Below are 17,035 nucleotides of genomic sequence, written 5' to 3'. Positions count from 1 at the left end.
TTCCGGGCGGAAGGCTACGGCGAGCCGCCGAGCCCAACCGCTCACACTTTTCCTGGAATTGCTCTAAGCCAGCTTCGCCAGCAGCCGCAAAAAGGTTGCGGTCTCCTTGGCCGTCAGCGGCGCCAGTGTTTCCTCTGTAATCGTGCGGGCAAGCGGGATCAGCCGCTCGATCGCCGCGCGGCCTTCCGGCGTCAGGTTGACCAGCAGCCGCCTTTTGTCGACCTCGTGCTTGGAGACTTCGACCAAGCCCCGCGCCTTCAGCCGGTCGATGACGCCCTTCACGGTGGCGGCGTCCATCGCGATCAGCGTTCCGAGCTGGTTCTGCGAGGTCTCGCCGATGTCATGAAGCTTGGCCAGAGCAGCGAATTGCGGCGGCGTGAGATCACCAATATGCGAGGCGAAGAGCGCGACATGGCGCTGATGCGCCTTGCGCAGGATGAAGCCGACCTGGTCCTGCAGATGGTAGTTGTTCTCGTCGCCGTCTTCGGCCTCTACGAGCCGCAGCAGATTGTCCTCGCCGCTCATCTCAAACCGTCCCATGCCTTGATGTCCTGCGCCGCCAGGCCGCCCATACGGTTGTGGACGCGCGGACCACAGGTCATGGCGAGGCAGAACAGGATCTCGTCCGGACGCGGGCCATCGCTGATGCCAACCTCCATGGCGTCGAAATGGCTGCGCACATAGGCGGCGTTGATATGGCCGAGCGGCACGTCGAGCTTTGAACCGAAGGCGCCGACCTTCTTGGCCGACGGCACGATGGCCTTGGCGTCGCCGAGGCGCTCGCGCATGGCATAGCCGCCCGGCACGTGCCAGAGCGCGCCGTGCTCCAATTCGCCGGCGGCGCCGACGATGGCGCCCTTGCCGTAACCGTCTATCTTCTTCACGTCGCCGCCGAGCGCCGCGATCAGCCTGTCGGAGAGCAGAAGCCCGAGCGGCTTCAGGTCTTCCATCGCGTCTTGCAGGTCCTCGACATAGCGGCCGGCGAAGGGGTTCTTGACCACGGCGAGAGCCGCCGCGCGAAGGCGGGGTTCTTTCGCCACAGGGCCGCCATCATGGAAAATCTCCTCGGTCAGCACCGCGACCTTGCGGATCGGAAAGTCAGGCATGGGCAGTTTCCTTCGCTTTATGTTTGTTGGGCGCGGCGAGCGACACCGAGCCACTGATGCGGGCCTCGCCCGCGAGAAACAGCGCCGATGCGGCGATCAGGCCGCGCCGGCGAAAATCTTCGGCGACGGCAAGGCCGTTGTCCAGCGCCCGCGCAATCTCGCCGGGCGCGAGCGCGCCGACGCTTTGCGTCACCAGCATCTCGCCGAGATCGCTGTCGGGCGCCAGGTAGCGCGCCGCGGCGCGGGCGATGGCCGGATGTCCAGGCAGGTCGACGGCATTGGCGATCAGCGTCGCCGCCGCGTCGGCCTCGGCGCCAGTCGGCGCGAGAACGGTGACGGCGTCGGCAATACCCAGCGAAAACGACCGGCCGCGCCAGCCGCTGGTGGCAACGCCGCGCACGCCATCTTCGGCGCGGATGGTGACACGATCAGCCATGCCATTGCCGGTGCCGGCGATCGCCACCATCATCGACTGGCTGATGCCAAGATGGAGAGCGCAATCGCCGCCATTGTTGACGTAAGCGCGCTCAAGCCGGCGACCGGCGAGCATTGAGCCAAGAATTTCGTCGGCTACCGAACCGGCAACGGCGGCCATCGGCGTGATGAAGCATTCCGCCAACGGCATGACGGCTGCTTCCATGCGGCGCGCGGTCGGCCCCGCGAAATTGCGTGGCGCCAGGAAGAATGCCGGCAGGCGCAATTCGGGAAGCTCTTCGACCACCTCGATCAGGATCGTCTGAAAGCGAGCGACCGCCTGTTCGTAAGCGGCGCGGCATTCATCCATTTCGCCGAAGGCCTCGACGATCAGGTCGATCGGCCCATGGTTGAGATGGAGCCGCCTGCCGTCGGCAAGCCAATGCGCCTGCGGGCCGTTCATCAGCCGGCACCATTCGCCGCCGCACGCCGCAGCTGCGCCAGCGGCGGCCAGGGGTTGTTGATCGGAGCCCCGGTGTTGCTGCGCGGATTGAGATACTCGCCGCCCTTGGCGAGGATATCCTCGACGCTGCGTATCTCGTTCTCGTAGCCGCCGAGCCGGACATAGTCGTCGCGGCGCAGCGTGAATTCGATCGGCGCCACAAGGGCCGGCGTCGGCACATAACCAAAAGCGCCTTCCGGCACGCGGGTGACGTCGACCATCAGCGTGATGCCGCCGCCCGGCCAGACATAAACCGGTGCACCGCCGACGGTCACATAAGTCTTCAATCCCTGCACCGAGCGGGTGAGGTTGACAGGGTTTTCGGTGACGCCGGCGCGCAGCGAACCGCCAGCGCCGCCGATGAACAGCACCGTGCACAAAGCCGGCTCGCAATTGTCCTCGATCAGCCCGACGGATTTTTGCAGCCGCTCGGGAAACGGCCTTTGGACCGGCTTCAGCTCATCGTCGAGCTCGTAATAGGCGAACTGCTCGCCGGTGGTCGACACCATCAGCAGCGACAGGCCGGGACGCGCGCCCTTCTTGGCGTTCCAGTCGCCCAGGATCGACAGCGGGTCGGAGATCGTGGTGCCGCCCCAGCCGAGGCCCGGTTCCGAGACCTTGAAGTAGCGGCCAGGGGTCGAACGGCGGCCGATGATCTTGATGCCCGTATCCTCCCAGCCCAGCACCTTGCCGGCCTGGTGCTCGGAGACGACGCCGGTGATGTGGTCGTCGACCACCACCACCTCGTCGACGAGGCCGCGCCATTGCGTGGCGAACATGCCGATGGTGGCCGAGCCGCAGCCGACGCGCATGCGGTGCTCGACCTTGCCGTCGATGACCGGCGCCTTGCCCGCCTCGACGACGACCGTCGCGCCGCCGTCGATGGTGAGCTCGACCGGCTTGCGGTTGCACAGGTTGAGCAGCGCGTCGCAGGTGGCGCGGCCTTCCTGCTTGGAGCCGCCGGTGAGGTGATGGACGCCGCCGAGCGACAGCATCTGCGAGCCGTATTCGCCGGTCGTGACATGGCCGATCGCCTCGCCTTCGACACGCACGATCGCCGTCTCGTCGCCGATATGGCGGTCGGTGTCGATCTTCACCTTGACGCCGCAATAGGAGAAGATGCCTTCGGTGACGACGGTGACGAGATCGACGCCTTCGACCTCCTGGCTGACGATGAAGGGCGCCGGCTTGTAATCCGGATAGGTGGTGCCGGCGCCGATGGCGGTGACGAAGCGGCGGCCGGTGTTGACCAGCTCGCCGTTCCAGGCTTCGCCCTCGGCGACGAAGGGCACGACCGCGCCGCCGGCCTCGGCGGCGTGGTCGAGGATGGTCAGCGGATCCATGCGCACAATGCGGCCGCCGACATTGCCGTAGCGGTCGCAGGCGCCGGTACGGCCGTCGGCGATGTAGCACATGACAGGGCAGGCGTCGCAGCGGATCTTTTCCGCCAGCTGCTTCTCGCCCGGATCGTGGGTTTCGAAACGTTCGGCAAGCTCGCTCATCGGCGCGCCTCCTTCTCACGGATCGCCGCCAGGATACGGCTCGGCGTCGCCGGCACCTTGGTGACCAGGACACCGGTGGCATGGCGGATGGCGTTGAGGATCGCCGGCGCCGTCGGGATCAGCACATGCTCGCCCAGGCCCTTGGCGCCGAAGGGTCCTTCCGGGTCCGGAACCTCCACCAGAATGTGCTCGACCGGCGGCACGTCGCCGATGGTGGGGATGAGGTAATCGTGCAAGTTCTCGGTGCGGCCGGGGATATATTCCTCCATCAGCGCCATGCCGATGCCCTGCGCGATGCCGCCCTCGATCTGGCCTTCGACCAGCACCGGATTGATCGCCTTGCCGACGTCATGCGCGGCGGTGATCCTGATCAGCTTCACGGTGCCGAGCTTGAGGTCGACCTCGAGTTCGGCGATCTGCGCGCCATAGCCGTAGACGGCATAGGGCTTGCCCTGGCCCTTGGCGTCGAGCGGCAGCGTCGGCGGGTCGTAGGTTTCCTCGGCGACGAAGACGTAGCCATCGGCATCGGTCTTGAGCGCCGACAGATCGATGCGCCGCGCGGCATCACCTTCGTGGATGGAGATGCTTGCGCCGTCGAGCGCGATCGTCGCTTGCCCGGAGACGTTGGCGAAGCGCAGGATTTTTTCGCGCAGCGCGCGCCCGGCCTTTTCAGCGGCCTTGCCTGTCACAAAAGTCTGGCGCGAGGCGGATGTCTTGCCGGCGTCGGGCGTGATGGCGGTGTCGGCGCTCTTCAGCTTGAACCTGTCCAGCGGCAGGCCGAGCGCGTCGGCGCAAATCTGGGTGATGACGGTGTTGGAGCCCTGGCCGATGTCGACGGCGCCCTGGTGCAGCACGACGTCGCCGGAAGCCGAGATGCCGACTTTGATGGTCGAGGGATTGGGCAGCGAGGTGTTGCCGCAGCCATACCAGCAGGAGGCGACGCCGACGCCGCGTTTGCTCGCCGTGTTGGTGGCATTGAAGGTTTCGGCATCGGCCAGCGCGCGCGCCCAATGCGGCTGAAGCTGCTCCAGGCATTCGCCGATGCCGACGCCCGTTTCCAGAAGCTGGCCGGTGACGGTTTCGCAGCCGTCGCGCAGGCAATTCTTCAGGCGGAAATCGAGCCGGTCCATGCCGAGCTTGCCGGCAAGCTCGTCATAGAGCATCTCCTGCATGATGGTGGACTGCGGCACGCCGAAGCCGCGGAAAGCGCCGGCGATCGGGCCGTTGGTGTGGATGGCATAGCCGGTCGCCCGGTAGTTCGGCGTCAGATAGGGGCCGGAGGCATGCACGGGGACGCGATTGGCGACCGTCGGCCCCCAGCTGGCATAGGCGCCGGTGTTGAAATCGCCCTCGAAGACCATGCCGGTGACACGTCCCTCGGCATCGGCGCCGATGGTCGCTTTCATCTCGGCCGGATGGCGCTTGGTGGTCGACATCATGGATTCGTTGCGCGTGTAGGCAAGTGCCGCCGGCCGCCCGGTCTTCATCGCGACAAGGCCGATGAGCGGCTGCAGCGAGACGTCGAGCTTCGAGCCGAAGCCGCCGCCCGTGGCGGTCGGCACGATGCGCACCTTGTCGACGGCAAGGCCCAGCACCTTCGCCGTCTCGTCGCGGTCCATGTAAGGCGCCTGGGTGCAGGCGACGACGACCAGCGTATCGCCATCCATATAAGCGTAGCCGGCTTCCGGCTCGATATAGGCATGCTCGACGAAGGAGGTCTCGATGGCGCCGGAAACGGTGGCGGCCGCGCCTGCCAGCGCTGCTTCCGGATCGCCGCGCTCGACCAGGCCGGAGGTGAGCAGGTTCGCCGGACGGTGGCTGTGGATCAGCGCGGCACCCTCGGCCTTCGCCTCGCCGGGCTGCAGCATATGCGGCAGCTCGGTCCAGGAAATCGGAAAATCCGTCAGGTCGAGATCGAGGATCGTTTCGCGCTCGCCCGCCACCAGCGCCACCGCCTCGCCGCGCAGCCGAGCAAAACCCTCGGCCAGCGCCGGCTGGTCGGCGAAGGGGCCGATGGCGCCGAAACAGTTCTTGCCTGGAATATCGACGGCGGTGAAGACGCCGGCGATGCCGGGGTGTGCGTCCGCCCATGTCTGCAAATCGCCGAAGCTGAAGCGGGCGTGATAATGCGGTGAGCGAACCACCAGCACCGATAGCGCATCGGCCGGAAAAGAGTCGCCGCCAAACTTCTCGTCGCCCGTGACTTTCGGCACGCCGTCAAGGCGGATCGGCGAGGCGCCAACGGCGTGGCCTGCTTGCGGCAGGCGAAGGTCGACGCCGTTCATATGCCGCGAGGCCTGCATCACCGCCGCAACGATTTTTCGATAGCCGGTGCAGCGGCACAGCACGCCGCCCAGCGCGTCCTGCGTCTCGGCTTCGCTCGGCGTTGGATTGCGCTCCAGCAGCGCGGTGGCCGCGACCAGCAGGCCGGGCGTGCAGATGCCGCATTGCGCGGCGCCGTGTTCGAGGAAGGACGCCTGCAGGGCGGACAGCCTGCCATTGGCAAGGCCCTCGACGGTGGTGACGGAAGCACCTCGCACCGAGGCCGCTGGCATCAGGCAGGCGCAGACCGGATTGCCGTCGACGAGCACCGTGCAGGCGCCGCAATCGCCGGCATCGCAGCCGACCTTGGTGCCGGTCAGCCGCAACACGTCGCGCAGAACCTGCGACAGGCGCCTGACCGGCGGCACCGAAACGCTGACGGCGGCACCGTTGACCTCGAAAGCAATGTCGGCGCGTTCAATGCCGGATTGGGCGATGCCGGACTGTGCCATGTTCATGCGGCCACCTTGCCTTGGTCGAGCCCGATCGCAGCGCGCACGGCGCGAACGACGATCTCGCGTGCCGCATCCTGCCGGTACTCGGCGCTGCCGCGCACGTCGGCGATCGGTGACAATTCATCCATCGGCGCGGGCAGAACCGCATCGGCAAGTGCAGGCGTGGCCGGCTGGCCGCGCAGGGCGGCCTCCACGCCGGCGAGACGGCGGGCGACCGCCGAGCATGAGCCGACGGCGATCGCCGCTTCGGCAACGACGCCATTCTCGACCACGAGCCGCGCCGCCGCCATGGCGATCGAGATGACGAGATAGCGCCGCGCGCCAAGCTTGACGAAGGCCGAATTGCCAGCCGTGGAGCGCTTCGGCACGCGGATGGCGGTGACCATCTCGCCGGCCTGCAGCGCCGTGCGCCGATTGCCCAGGATGAATGCGCCGAGCGGCAGATGGCGGATGGCTTTCGCCGAGCGCAGCTCGACATCGGCGTCGAGGGCCAAAAGCGCCGGCACGCCGTCGGCAGCGGGCGAGGCGTTGCAAAGATTGCCGGCAACCGAGGCGACATTCTGGATCTGGACCGAGCCGACTTCGCGCGCCGATGCCTTCAGCGCATCGAATGCGGCTGGCAGGGAGTGGCGGACGACGTCGGTCCAGGTCGTGCGGGCGCCGATCCGCCAATGCTCGTCCGTCTCGGCGATGCCGCGCAATCCGGCGAGACCGTTGATGTCGAGGATGTTGTCACGGAAGGGTTTGGCGCCCTGCGCCGGATAGAAATCCGTGCCGCCGGCCAGAATGCGCCAACGATCCTCGCCAAGCAAAGCGAGCGCCTCGTCGACCGTGGTGGGTTTCGCGTAACGGATCACGCTTTGCCTTCCCGAAAAGGGCCTTCCCAGAGCTTAGGCCTTCCCGTGGCCTCCCGAAGTGCCGGCTTCGGATCTTCTTGCCGGTCCCCGGACCGGTCAAATTCATTCGTATGCAAATGATATCAGGCCGGTCGGAATTGTCAAAGCCGGAGTTTGCGCCGCCAACACCTGAACGCGATTGTTATGGCGCCGGAGGTTGACGCCGCCGGCCATCTGGTCAAGGTTCCCTCTTCGGTCGCGTCAGCGGCTTTTGGACTGGAGCCCGCAAGCCAGACGAGAGGGCTGAAACGAGAGGGAGCCGCATGGCCGAAGAAGCGCTCATCGTCATCGACCTGCAGAACGATTTTTGCCCCGGCGGCGCGCTGGCGGTTGCCGGCGGCGACGAGATCGTGCCTTTGGTCAACGACCTGATCCGGCGGACCGATCATGTGATCCTGACGCAGGACTGGCACCCCGCCGGACATTCGAGCTTCGCCTCCAGCCATCCCGGCAAGCAGGCCTTCGAGACGATCGAGATGCCTTACGGGCCGCAGACGCTGTGGCCGGATCATTGCATCCAGGGGAGCCTCGGTTCCGATTTCCATTCAGGGCTTGCCTGGACCAAGGCGGAACTGGTGATCCGCAAGGGCTTCCGCACGGCGATCGACTCCTATTCGGCCTTCTTCGAGAACGACCATAAGACACCGACCGGCCTTGGCGGCTACCTCAAGGAACGCGGCATCGACACCATCACCCTGGTTGGGCTGGCCACCGATTTCTGCGTCGCCTTCTCGGCGCTCGACGCGGTGAAGCAGGGTTTCAGGACGACCGTGCGGCTCGACGCCTGCCGCGGCATCGACCTCAACGGCTCGGTCGAGACGATGCTGAAGCGCATGGACGAAGCCGGCGTGACGCTCGAAAACCATTCGGCGGACTGACCGGGCTGTGGGGAAGGTTCCCCCTCACCCGGATTGCCAGCCGAATTGCGAAGGGCAATTCGGGGCAATCCGACCTCTCCCCGAGGGGAGAGGAGGTAGCCAGTTTGCAGCGTCGGGATGCGGGTTCCTCCTTCTCCCCTTGTGGGAGAAGGGAGGGCGCGGAGTGGCCAGATGAGACGGCTTTTTCCGCTCGCCGTGCTCGCCATGGCGCTTCTGTTTCCAGCACAAGCGCTGGCCGCCGAAATCCGCGAACTGCCGGGCGCCGTCATGTCGCTATGGTGGGCACTTCCCTTTGCCGGCCTGCTCTTGTCGATCGCGACGGGGCCGCTGCTCTTCCCGCATGTGTGGGAGCATCACTATGGCAAGATCGCCGCGGCCTGGGTCGTGCTGGTGGTCGTCCCGCTGGCGGTCGCGTTCGGGCTTCCCGCGGCGGGCGAAGCGGTGCTGCACACGCTGCTCACCGAATATATGTCCTTCATCGTCCTGTTGTTCGCGCTCTACACGATTTCCGGAGGCATCCTGCTTGCCGGCAACATCCACGGCACGCCGCTCACCAATGCCGGGCTGCTGCTCATCGGCGCGGCGCTTGCCTCGGTCATCGGCACGACCGGCGCCTCGATGATCCTCATCCGGCCGATCCTGCGCGCCAACGACAACCGGCCGTTCAACGCCCATGTGGTGATCTTCTTCATCTTCCTGGTCTCCAACATCGGCGGCTCGCTGACGCCGCTCGGCGACCCGCCCTTATTCGTCGGCTTTCTGCGCGGCGTCGATTTCTTCTGGACGACCGCGAATCTGTGGCGAGAGACGCTGTTCACCGGCGGCCTGGTGCTCATCGCCTTCCTGGCGCTCGACATCGTGCTGCATCGGCGCGAGGGCGGCATGCCGAAGATCAAGGACCCTACGCCGGACACGAAAGTGCGCCTGCGCGGACTGGCCAATTTGCCGCTGCTTGCCGGCGTGATCGGCGCGATCCTGCTTTCAGCGAGTTGGAAGCCGGGCACCAGCATCCCGATCCTCGGCGTCAGCCTCGAGCTGCAGAACCTCGCCCGCGACGCCATCATCCTGGCGCTGGCCTTTCTGTCGCTTCGCGTCTCCTACAAGAGCCATAGGGAAGCCAATGGCTTCACCTGGGGGCCGATCGCCGAGGTGGCGAAATTGTTTGCCGGCATTTTCGTCTGCATCGTGCCGGTCATCGCCATCTTGCGGGCTGGCCATGAAGGCGCGCTGGCGCCGCTGGTGGCGCTCGTCACCTCCGCCGACGGCCAGCCGAACAACCTCGCCTATTTCTGGCTGACCGGGGCGCTGTCATCCTTCCTCGACAATGCGCCGACCTATCTGGTGTTCTTCGAGCTTGCCGGCGGCAACGCGCAGCACCTGATGACCGAGGCTGCCTCGACGCTGGCGGCGATCTCGGCCGGCGCGGTGTTCATGGGCGCCAACACCTATATCGGCAATGCGCCCAACTTCATGGTCTATGCCATCGCCCGGCATCGCGGCTTCAAGATGCCGGGCTTCTTCGGCTATATGATGTGGTCCGGCCTGGTGCTGATCCCGACGTTTTTGATTGCCGGGTTTTTGTTTTTCAGGTGAGCTGGAAAAGCCATCGCCGAGGAGCGACCGTCGAAGGCGAGCCATTCGTGGGGGACAATGACCATGCAAGCCGAAAGCCTGCCCTATCTGTCAGCCGAGTTCCTCGACCGCCTGACGATTTCGACGTCCGAGGTGGTCGACGAAATCGAGCGGCAGATCATCGGTCAGAGGCAGGGCGAGGTGTGGTGCGCGCCGAAGGCCGTGGTGCGGCCGGGCGACGACCGCTACATCATGGCCACTCTCGGTGTCGCGACCGAGCCACCGCTGCTGGCGACCAAATCGCTGGTGGTCAATCCCCGCAACGCCCAGCGCGGACTTGCTACCCTCAACTCGATCGTCACCCTTCTCGACGCCGAGACGGGACTGCCGCTTGCCGTGGTCGACGGCAATTGGGTGACCGAGAAGCGCACGGCCGGTCTAAGCGCTGTCGCGGCAAGGCGCCTGGCCCGGCCCGACTCGGCCAGCGTCGCCTTCATCGGATGCGGCGTTCAGGCGCGTGGCCATCTCGAGGTCCTGGCAGACCTTTTCCCGTTGCGGGAGATCAGGGCCTTCAGTCGGGGCAAAGCCAGTCGCGACGCATTCTGTCGTATGGCCGAGACGCGCGGTCTTACCGCGATGTCCTGTGATAACGCCAAGGCGGCGGTCGAAGGGGCCGACATCGTGGTGACGACGGTCACCCTGGTGCCTGAGCCCACACCATTTCTGGATGCGCGCTGGCTGAAGGCCGGCGTCTTTGTGACGATGACCGATCTGGCCCTGCCCTGGCTGCCGGAAAGCATGGCTGTCTTCGATCGCATTGTCATCGACGACCTGGCGCAAGAGGCGCAGGTGAGCAAGCCGATGGTGAAGTCCGAGCTCGTTGCAGGCGACTTGACGGGTTTGGTCGGTGGCGATGTGCCGGGGCGCCAGGGCGCAGGCGAGCGAACGGCTTTCGCGTTCCGCGGCATCGCGGTTGGCGATCTCGCGCTGGCCGGCCTGGCATTCGTGCGCGCGAAAGCGGTCGGCGCGCTGGGTGCATAGCCCAATTCGGTGTTGGCGTCAGTCGCTTCAGCCCACGCCGACATAGCGGCGCACGGCTGACGGGTCCGCCCGCAAAGCCTCGACATCGACAGTCTCGCGGTTGCGGCCGTTCTCGATGAAACAAACCCTGTCGGCGACCGACAGCACGGCGTCGACGCGCTGCTCGACCAGGATCGTCGAGACACCAAGCTCGCGCAGCTTCGCCACCGTCTCGCGGATCTTGGCGATCATCGACGGCATCAGCCCCTCGGTCGGCTCGTCGAGCAGGAGCACCTGCGGCTCGAGGCAGAGCGCGCGGGCCATGGCCAGCATCTGCTGCTCGCCGCCGGAGAGCGTGCCGGAGCGTTGCCTCAGCCGTTCCCTAAGCAGCGGGAAGAGATCGAGCACGCTCTCGCGAGTCTGCTTGCCCTTGCCGCGCGCCATCAGGCCGATCTCGATGTTTTCCGCCACGCTCATCTCGGCGAACAATCGCCTGCCCTGTGGCACATAGGCGACGCCGGCCTTCGGCACGTCATGCGCAGCGAGCCCGGTCAGTTCCTTGCCGTCCAGTTTGATCGAGCCGGCGGACGGCGGGACCAGCCCCATAATCGCCTTCAGCGTCGTCGTCTTGCCGGCGCCGTTGCGGCCGAACAGGCAAAGCACCTCGCCCTTGTTCAAGATGAGGTCGAGGCCGTAGAGCACCTGCACCTCGCCGTAGAAGCAATCGAGGCCGGAAATGGTGAGCAGGCCGCCATTGGTTCTAACGGAGTCAGCCATGGGTCGCTCCGAGATAGGCGTCCTGCACCTCGGCATTGGCGCGGATCTGCTCCGGCGTGCCCTCGGCCAGGATCTTTCCCGAATTGAAGACGGTGATGCGGTCGGCGAGTTGCATGACAACCGGCATGTTGTGCTCGATCAAAAGCACCGTTGCGTCCCTGGCGATCTCGCGCACCAAAGTGATGAAATTGTCGATCTCGCTATCGGCGAGCCCCTGCGTCGGCTCGTCGAGGATGAGCAGGCGCGGCTTCAGCGCCAGGCCCATCGCCACTTCGAGCAGGCGCTGGTGGCCATAGGACAATTGCCCGGCCAGCGTGCCGGCGCGATCGGCAAGGCCGGTGCGCTCGAGCGCGGCCATGACGCCGGTCCTGACCTGCCCCTTCGTGCGGCCGTCGGTCAGCGTGCGCTGCACCGGCAGCGCGACATTGTCGAAGGCGGTGAGGTTGGCGAAGACGCTGGTGATCTGGAAGGTGTAGGCGATGCCGAGGCGAACCCGTTTGTAGGCCGGCATGGTGGTGATGTCGGCGCCGTCGAAGACGACCATGCCGGAGGACGGCCGGATGCGGCCCGAGAGCAGGCTGACGAAAGTGGTCTTGCCGGCGCCGTTGGGCCCGATGATGGCGCGGATCTCGCCCGGCATCAGCGCGAAGTCGACGCCGTCGACGGCGCGCAGTCCGCCGAAATTCCGAGCCAAGCCTTTGGTGGTGAGCAGCGGCATCATGACAGCCACCCCAACCAGCGCTCGCGGATGCTGCCCAGGACGCCTTTCGGGAAGAACAGCACCAGAAGGATCAGCGCCACGCCGACGATCAGGAGATAAGCGGAGGTGAAGCCGCTGGTGATGTCGGTTACATAATACATGAACAGCGTGCCGATCAGCGGCCCGAGCGTGGTCGCGGCACCGCCGAGCAGCACCCAGAGCAGCGGCAGAATCGAATATTGCACGCCAGCGAAGCTCGAGCCGACATAGCCGAACAGCAAGGCATAGGCGGCGCCCGACGCCGCGCAGATGGCGCCGGAGGCAACGACCGCGGCAAGCTTGTTGGCGACGGTGTCGTAGCCAAGCATTTTTGTCCGTTCCTCGTTCTCGCGGATCGCGACCAGCACGCGGCCGAAGCGGGAACGGACAATCGCAAGCGTGACGAGCAGCACGACCGAAAACAGCGCCAGCGCGCTCATATAACGCACGGTCGGCTCGGTCAGGTCGAGAGATGCGCCGCCGATCGCGATCACCCGCGATGACTGCTGGATGACCAGGCCCTGGTCGCCGCCGGTCCAGACGGCGAAATAGAGGATGAGCAGGTAGAAAACCTGGGCGAACATCATGGTGACGATCATGAACGCCACGCCGGAAGTGCGCAGTGCCAACAGGCCTATGACCAAGGCGAGGACTGCGCCGCAGGCGACACCGGCCACAAAAGCTTCCGGCACACCCCAGCCAAGGTGGTAGACGGTCAAGCCCGCGCCATAGAGGCCGGCCGAGAAGAACATGGCGTGGCCGAGGCTGAGCAGGCCGACGTAACCGAAGAGCAGATTGTAGCCCATGGCGAAGACGGCGAGCGCCATGATGCGGGCGAACAGGCCCTGGTGATAATCCGGCAGGACGAAATTCAGCGCGAAGAGAAGCGCGATGACGCCGATATGCAGGGCGTAGGTCTTTGCCGGCGAAGCATCCCTCATCTGGACGTCGACCCGAACAGGCCTTGCGGACGGAACACCAGCACCATGGCGACGACCAGCGTGGCGATGATCTTGGCCAGCGTCGGCGAGAAGAACATCGAGATGATGCCGTCGGAAAGGCCGATCAGGATGGCGGCGACGACAGTGCCGCGCAACGAGCCGAGACCGCCGATGATGACGACGATGAAGGAGAGCAGCAGCGGGTCCTGCCCCATCAGGTAATGCGCCTGGCTGATCGGCACGATCAGCACCGCGGCGATCGCCGCCAGCATGGCGCCGACGGCGAAGACGCCGGCATAGACGCGCTCGACCGGGATGCCGAAAGCCTGCGCCGTCTCGCGATCATATTGCGTGGCGCGCATGATCAGGCCGATTTTCGTGCGCGTTAGCACCAACCAGGTGATCACCAGCAAAATGGCGGAGGCGGCGACGACCGACAGCTTGTAGCCGGAATAGCCGAACCAGGGCAAAAGGATGCGATAGCTGAAAGGCGGTTCAACCGGGCGCGCCTCAGGACCGTAGAAGGTCAGCGCCAGCTGCTGGATGATGTAGAGCATGCCGATGGTGGCGACGATGGTGCCTTCGGGATTGTAATTCAGCCGGCGCAGCACCAGCCGTTCGGCAATGAGCGCAACCAGCCCGACCAGCAAGGGCACGATCACCAGCGCGGCACCGAAGCCGATGGCCGGATGGCCCGAGATCGCCGTCGAAACCGCCCAGGCGAGCACCGCGCCCAACATGAAGAACTCGCCATGCGCGACGTTGACGACGCGCATGACGCCAAACACCAGCGACAGGCCGAGCGCCGTCAGCGCCAGCACGGCGGAGGTGACGAGGCCTTCGAGGGCGGCGAGGAGGAGGTGAGGTCCGAAGTGCATTACACGCAGGCAGGTGCCAAGCGCACCCCTCTCTGCCCTGCCGGGCATCTCCCCCTCAAGGGGGGAGATTGGCTGTCCCTACCGCTTTCGCCAGTCGCAAAGGCCGATAGGTGGCCGCCTTCGCACGAGCTGCTGATCTCCCCCCTCGAGGGGGAGATGTCCGACAGGACAGAGAGGGGGGCCTGGGCGCTCACGCTGGTTGGAATGAACCTACAGCGCCTGCGTCGTGTAATCCCCTTCCGGCTCGTAGAGGCCGTCCTCGATCTTGGTCTTGTGCACGACCTTGAGCTTGCCGCCTTCGACCTTGGAGATGTTCTGGATGCCGAAGCACTGGTGGATCTTGCCGTTGAAGGTTTTCGGACCCTGCGGATGCTCCGGCCCCTCGGCGAATTCCTTCAGCGCCTCGGTCGCCTCGACCAGCTTGGCGCGGTCTTCGGGCCCCTTGTAGCCGGCATCTTCCATCGCCTTTTTGACGACATAGAGCGTTTCCCAGCAGCCGAACATGTGGGCGGCGGTGGAGACGTCCTTGGCGTCGCCGACGGCTGCGCCGTTGTCGTCGATGCCGACGGCGGCGCGGTAGGCTTTCTGCGCCGCCGAGTCATCGGCCTGCGCGTAGCGCGGCGAGCCTTCCCAGAAATGGCTGCCGTCGAGGAATTCGAGGCCGGGGCTGTTGATGTCGACGGCTTCGAGCGAGTCGATGAAGCCGAAAAGCTGCGGCCGCTGCGAGCCGTAGAATTCGCCGAGCTCCTTGACGAAGGTGAGCACCGCCGGGCCGACCATGACGTGATAGATCACTTCGGTCTCGGCCGGGATCTGCGGGAAGTACTTCGTGAAGGAGCTTTCCGTCGGCGGGATGGCGATCTGGGCGATCACCTCGGCGCCCTGCGCCTTCAGCGCCGGCGGCAGGTAGTCGCGATGGTCATAGCCGAAGGCAAAGTCGGGGAAGATCTGCGTCACCTTCTTGCCGGCATTGGCCGCGATCCACGGCGCCATCGACTGGATCTGGCTCTTCACGTCGGTGATGCCGGGCTGGAAGACGTAACGGTTCAACTTGGTGGAGGCGACGTGATGGCCTTCGCTGACTACGAAATAGGGGATCTTGTTCTCGCCGGCGGCGGGCGCGGAGCCGATCACGACATGCGAGAACAAGGTACCGAAGACGATGTCGGTCTTGTGCTGCTTGGCGAACTTCGCCACCACCTCGGCGCCGCGCGCCGGATCGGTGCCGTCATCTTCGATGACCAGCTCGACCTGACGGCCGCTGATGCCGCCGGCATCGTTGATCGCCTTGACGGCGGCGGCGCTCGTCTTCTCGTACCAGCGGCCATAGGCGGCGCCGATGCCGGTGCGGTGCGACTGGAAGCCGATCTTGATCGGCGCCGAGCTCTGCGCCTGGCTGTAGCGGACGAAGCCCGGCGCCAGCCCCAGGCCCGCGCCGGCGGCGATGCCCTTCAGCGCGGTGCGGCGCGACAGCGTCGTCTTGGAGAGATCGAAAAATCCGTTTTTGTCAGCCATGTCCGTTCCCCTGTTTTTTCAGTCTTGACCAGCGATAAGGCGGCTAAACCATCCTCTTCCCGAGGATGGGAAAATTGCATGTGTACAAACTAAATCACCAAAGCTTTGGCCTGGCAAGCGAGCTTTACCCGACGGCATCGGAGGCGCGCCCTTGTGTCATCCGACGGTCGGCGTGGCAAGCAGCCAAAGGCCGAAGATCGTGTAGGCGATCATCAACAGCGTGAGCGGAAGCTGGCTGAGAGCCGCGCGGGAGGCTTGCGGATGCAGCCGGGCGGCAAGGCCATGCGCAACGAGCACGGCCAGCACATGGCCGGCTATGATCACGCCCGCCTGGACATTCCACAGCCACCAGGCGGACCGGGCGCCGGCGACGACGCCGGCCTCGACCATCATGTTGGCGGTGCCGAACAGGTTCCAGCCGCGCGCGAACGGGTCGGACAGGGCGACCAGCGCATACTGGCCGTCGATGAGCAGCACGGTGAGGTAATGCGCGATGTGATAGGCAAGCGCGATCGGCACGATCGACCAGACCAGCAGGCCGGCGGCTTCCGCGAAAGATTGTCGGTCTCCGGCAAGGCGTTGGCCAAGAAAGACGGTCAGCGCGAACACGACCGCGAGCAGGAAAAAGGTAAGCACCAGGCCAAAGCTGCCGATGCCGATCAATGCCGTGCGGCCGGGATATTCCAGCGGATTGACGCCGAACAGGCCAAGCCAGAAGAAGGTTTTCGACAGGCCATCGAAGGACACCGAAGAGAGCGCCAGCAGAAGAAAGGCCGTGCCGCTCAGCGGCAGCGGCCCGGCCGCCAGCAGCTTGGCGCCGGGCCAGCAGAGCGAGAGCCGGCCATCGAGGCGTTCGAACGGCGCGAAGCGGGAGACCATGGCGAAGAAGACTGTCAGGAATTCGCCCCGCCTGCTCCAGGCGCCGTAGCCGAAGATGAGCATGGCGGCGAAGCTCGCCAGCCAATAGAGGCCGGCAGCGTATGCCAGGCGGGCCGGATCGTCGGGGGCCGGATCGATCAGCTCGAACCAGGCGAAGGCGAAGAACAGCACGAAGGCCGGCCAGAAGCCGAGCCAATTGGGCAGGCGTGACGGCTTTGCATCGTCCGCGCGAAGGCCGAAGACGCGAGATGCGACGCGCCACGGTCCGCACCATGGGTTGAGCCACGACCAGAGGTCGCCCAAGACGCCCTGCAATAGTGTGAAGCCGGCCCAAAGCAACGTCCAGATCACCAGCGGCAGCGGGTTGGAGAGCGGGTCGCGGCTGCCGAAGATGCCGGCGGCGATCAGAAGTGCGAAGCCGGCAAAGGAAATGAGGCTGACTATGGTGCGCGGAGCGTCGCTGACGGTGAACAAGGACAAGCGACGGCGCCAGAAGCGGCCGAGGGCGGCACGCGACAGCAGCGCCAGGACGAGGAAGCTGACGGCGACGGCAAGCGCGCCGCCGACGAGGTAGTAGCCGGTCGGGAGAAGCAGCACATGGCCGCGGTCGGAGGCGTGGGCGAAGGCGGGGGTAGGGAG

At 65.7% G+C, this 17,035-nt stretch carries 15 protein-coding genes; 3 read left to right on the top strand and 12 right to left on the bottom strand.

Going from position 1 to position 17,035, the window contains the following annotated elements; translation table 11 throughout:
- Positions 1-63 precede the first annotated feature (63 nt).
- The 6 genes from LB572_RS24755 to LB572_RS24730 are packed head-to-tail and all read right to left on the bottom strand — an operon-like array spanning position 64 to position 7,158.
- The gene (locus LB572_RS24755; protein WP_140804726.1) at positions 64-525 is read right to left on the bottom strand and encodes a MarR family winged helix-turn-helix transcriptional regulator; all 462 of its coding nucleotides are present in this window, start codon (positions 523-525) and stop codon (positions 64-66) included.
- Entirely contained in the window at positions 522-1,106 is a 585-nt protein-coding gene (locus LB572_RS24750) for an amino acid synthesis family protein (protein ID WP_224669571.1), read from the bottom strand. The genes LB572_RS24755 and LB572_RS24750 overlap by 4 nt, the downstream gene beginning before the upstream one ends.
- Positions 1,099-1,983 (bottom strand): UPF0280 family protein, encoded by an 885-nt coding sequence (locus LB572_RS24745; RefSeq protein ID WP_224669570.1) that lies wholly within the window; start codon positions 1,981-1,983, stop codon positions 1,099-1,101. Before LB572_RS24745 ends, LB572_RS24750 begins: the two co-directional genes overlap by 8 nt.
- Entirely contained in the window at positions 1,983-3,524 is a 1,542-nt protein-coding gene (locus tag LB572_RS24740) for a 6-hydroxynicotinate reductase (protein ID WP_224669569.1), read from the bottom strand. Before LB572_RS24740 ends, LB572_RS24745 begins: the two co-directional genes overlap by 1 nt.
- Positions 3,521-6,304, bottom strand: coding sequence for a molybdopterin-dependent oxidoreductase (locus tag LB572_RS24735; RefSeq protein ID WP_224669568.1), 2,784 nt, complete (start codon positions 6,302-6,304; stop codon positions 3,521-3,523). Before LB572_RS24735 ends, LB572_RS24740 begins: the two co-directional genes overlap by 4 nt.
- The gene (locus LB572_RS24730) at positions 6,301-7,158 is read right to left on the bottom strand and encodes an FAD binding domain-containing protein (RefSeq protein ID WP_224669567.1); all 858 of its coding nucleotides are present in this window, start codon (positions 7,156-7,158) and stop codon (positions 6,301-6,303) included. Before LB572_RS24730 ends, LB572_RS24735 begins: the two co-directional genes overlap by 4 nt.
- A 302-nt stretch (positions 7,159-7,460) precedes the next feature.
- On the opposite strand from LB572_RS24730, the gene pncA reads away from it, so the two are divergent.
- The 3 genes from pncA (at position 7,461) to LB572_RS24715 (ending at position 10,688) form a co-directional block, all read left to right on the top strand.
- Positions 7,461-8,075: a bifunctional nicotinamidase/pyrazinamidase gene (pncA, locus tag LB572_RS24725; RefSeq protein ID WP_224669566.1), complete on the top strand. Its 615-nt coding sequence runs from the start codon at positions 7,461-7,463 to the stop codon at positions 8,073-8,075.
- Between the two features lie 171 nt (positions 8,076-8,246).
- Positions 8,247-9,668, top strand: coding sequence for a sodium:proton antiporter (locus LB572_RS24720; protein WP_224669565.1), 1,422 nt, complete (start codon positions 8,247-8,249; stop codon positions 9,666-9,668).
- A gap of 63 nt (positions 9,669-9,731) precedes the next feature.
- Positions 9,732-10,688 carry an ornithine cyclodeaminase family protein gene (locus tag LB572_RS24715; RefSeq protein WP_224669564.1) on the top strand — a complete coding sequence of 319 codons (957 nt, stop codon included), beginning with the start codon at positions 9,732-9,734 and terminating at the stop codon, positions 10,686-10,688.
- Between the two features lie 27 nt (positions 10,689-10,715).
- Here LB572_RS24715 and LB572_RS24710 read toward each other — a convergent pair whose 3' ends face one another.
- The 6 genes from LB572_RS24710 to LB572_RS24685 all read right to left on the bottom strand — a co-directional run.
- Complete coding sequence (locus LB572_RS24710) at positions 10,716-11,444, bottom strand: ABC transporter ATP-binding protein (protein ID WP_224669563.1); 729 nt, start codon at positions 11,442-11,444, stop codon at positions 10,716-10,718.
- On the bottom strand, positions 11,437-12,165 hold the full coding sequence (locus LB572_RS24705; RefSeq protein ID WP_224669562.1) for an ABC transporter ATP-binding protein: 729 nt from the start codon (positions 12,163-12,165) through the stop codon (positions 11,437-11,439). Before LB572_RS24705 ends, LB572_RS24710 begins: the two co-directional genes overlap by 8 nt.
- Positions 12,162-13,124 carry a branched-chain amino acid ABC transporter permease gene (locus LB572_RS24700; RefSeq protein WP_224669561.1) on the bottom strand — a complete coding sequence of 321 codons (963 nt, stop codon included), beginning with the start codon at positions 13,122-13,124 and terminating at the stop codon, positions 12,162-12,164. Before LB572_RS24700 ends, LB572_RS24705 begins: the two co-directional genes overlap by 4 nt.
- Positions 13,121-14,002 (bottom strand): branched-chain amino acid ABC transporter permease, encoded by an 882-nt coding sequence (locus LB572_RS24695; RefSeq protein ID WP_224669641.1) that lies wholly within the window; start codon positions 14,000-14,002, stop codon positions 13,121-13,123. The genes LB572_RS24700 and LB572_RS24695 overlap by 4 nt, the downstream gene beginning before the upstream one ends.
- A 210-nt stretch (positions 14,003-14,212) precedes the next feature.
- Complete coding sequence (locus tag LB572_RS24690) at positions 14,213-15,517, bottom strand: ABC transporter substrate-binding protein (RefSeq protein ID WP_140811300.1); 1,305 nt, start codon at positions 15,515-15,517, stop codon at positions 14,213-14,215.
- Positions 15,518-15,673: 156 nt separating this feature from the next.
- Positions 15,674-17,035 (bottom strand): hypothetical protein (locus tag LB572_RS24685; RefSeq protein ID WP_224669560.1); only part of this gene is annotated, 1,362 nt, incomplete at its 5' end.

Origin of the sequence: Mesorhizobium sp. BH1-1-5 (assembly GCF_020165615.1) — a bacterium.
Classification (GTDB): Bacteria; Pseudomonadota; Alphaproteobacteria; order Rhizobiales; family Rhizobiaceae; genus Mesorhizobium.
Note: the sequence above shows the minus strand (reverse complement) of the source record. Positions and strands in the feature narration are given on the sequence as shown.

Excerpts from the sequence above, each read along its gene's own strand:
- LB572_RS24745 (WP_224669570.1), bottom strand. The coding sequence starts at position 1,983 with ATGAACGGCCCGCAGGCGCATTGGCTTGCCGACGGCAGGCGGCTCCAT.
- pncA (WP_224669566.1), top strand. The coding sequence starts at position 7,461 with ATGGCCGAAGAAGCGCTCATCGTCATCGACCTGCAGAACGATTTTTGC.
- LB572_RS24720 (WP_224669565.1), top strand. The coding sequence starts at position 8,247 with ATGAGACGGCTTTTTCCGCTCGCCGTGCTCGCCATGGCGCTTCTGTTT.
- LB572_RS24755 (WP_140804726.1), bottom strand. The coding sequence starts at position 525 with ATGAGCGGCGAGGACAATCTGCTGCGGCTCGTAGAGGCCGAAGACGGC.
- LB572_RS24695 (WP_224669641.1), bottom strand. The coding sequence starts at position 14,002 with ATGCACTTCGGACCTCACCTCCTCCTCGCCGCCCTCGAAGGCCTCGTC.
- LB572_RS24705 (WP_224669562.1), bottom strand. The coding sequence starts at position 12,165 with ATGATGCCGCTGCTCACCACCAAAGGCTTGGCTCGGAATTTCGGCGGA.
- LB572_RS24735 (WP_224669568.1), bottom strand. The coding sequence starts at position 6,304 with ATGAACATGGCACAGTCCGGCATCGCCCAATCCGGCATTGAACGCGCC.
- LB572_RS24750 (WP_224669571.1), bottom strand. The coding sequence starts at position 1,106 with ATGCCTGACTTTCCGATCCGCAAGGTCGCGGTGCTGACCGAGGAGATT.
- LB572_RS24690 (WP_140811300.1), bottom strand. The coding sequence starts at position 15,517 with ATGGCTGACAAAAACGGATTTTTCGATCTCTCCAAGACGACGCTGTCG.
- LB572_RS24700 (WP_224669561.1), bottom strand. The coding sequence starts at position 13,124 with ATGAGGGATGCTTCGCCGGCAAAGACCTACGCCCTGCATATCGGCGTC.
- LB572_RS24715 (WP_224669564.1), top strand. The coding sequence starts at position 9,732 with ATGCAAGCCGAAAGCCTGCCCTATCTGTCAGCCGAGTTCCTCGACCGC.
- LB572_RS24740 (WP_224669569.1), bottom strand. The coding sequence starts at position 3,524 with ATGAGCGAGCTTGCCGAACGTTTCGAAACCCACGATCCGGGCGAGAAG.
- LB572_RS24710 (WP_224669563.1), bottom strand. The coding sequence starts at position 11,444 with ATGGCTGACTCCGTTAGAACCAATGGCGGCCTGCTCACCATTTCCGGC.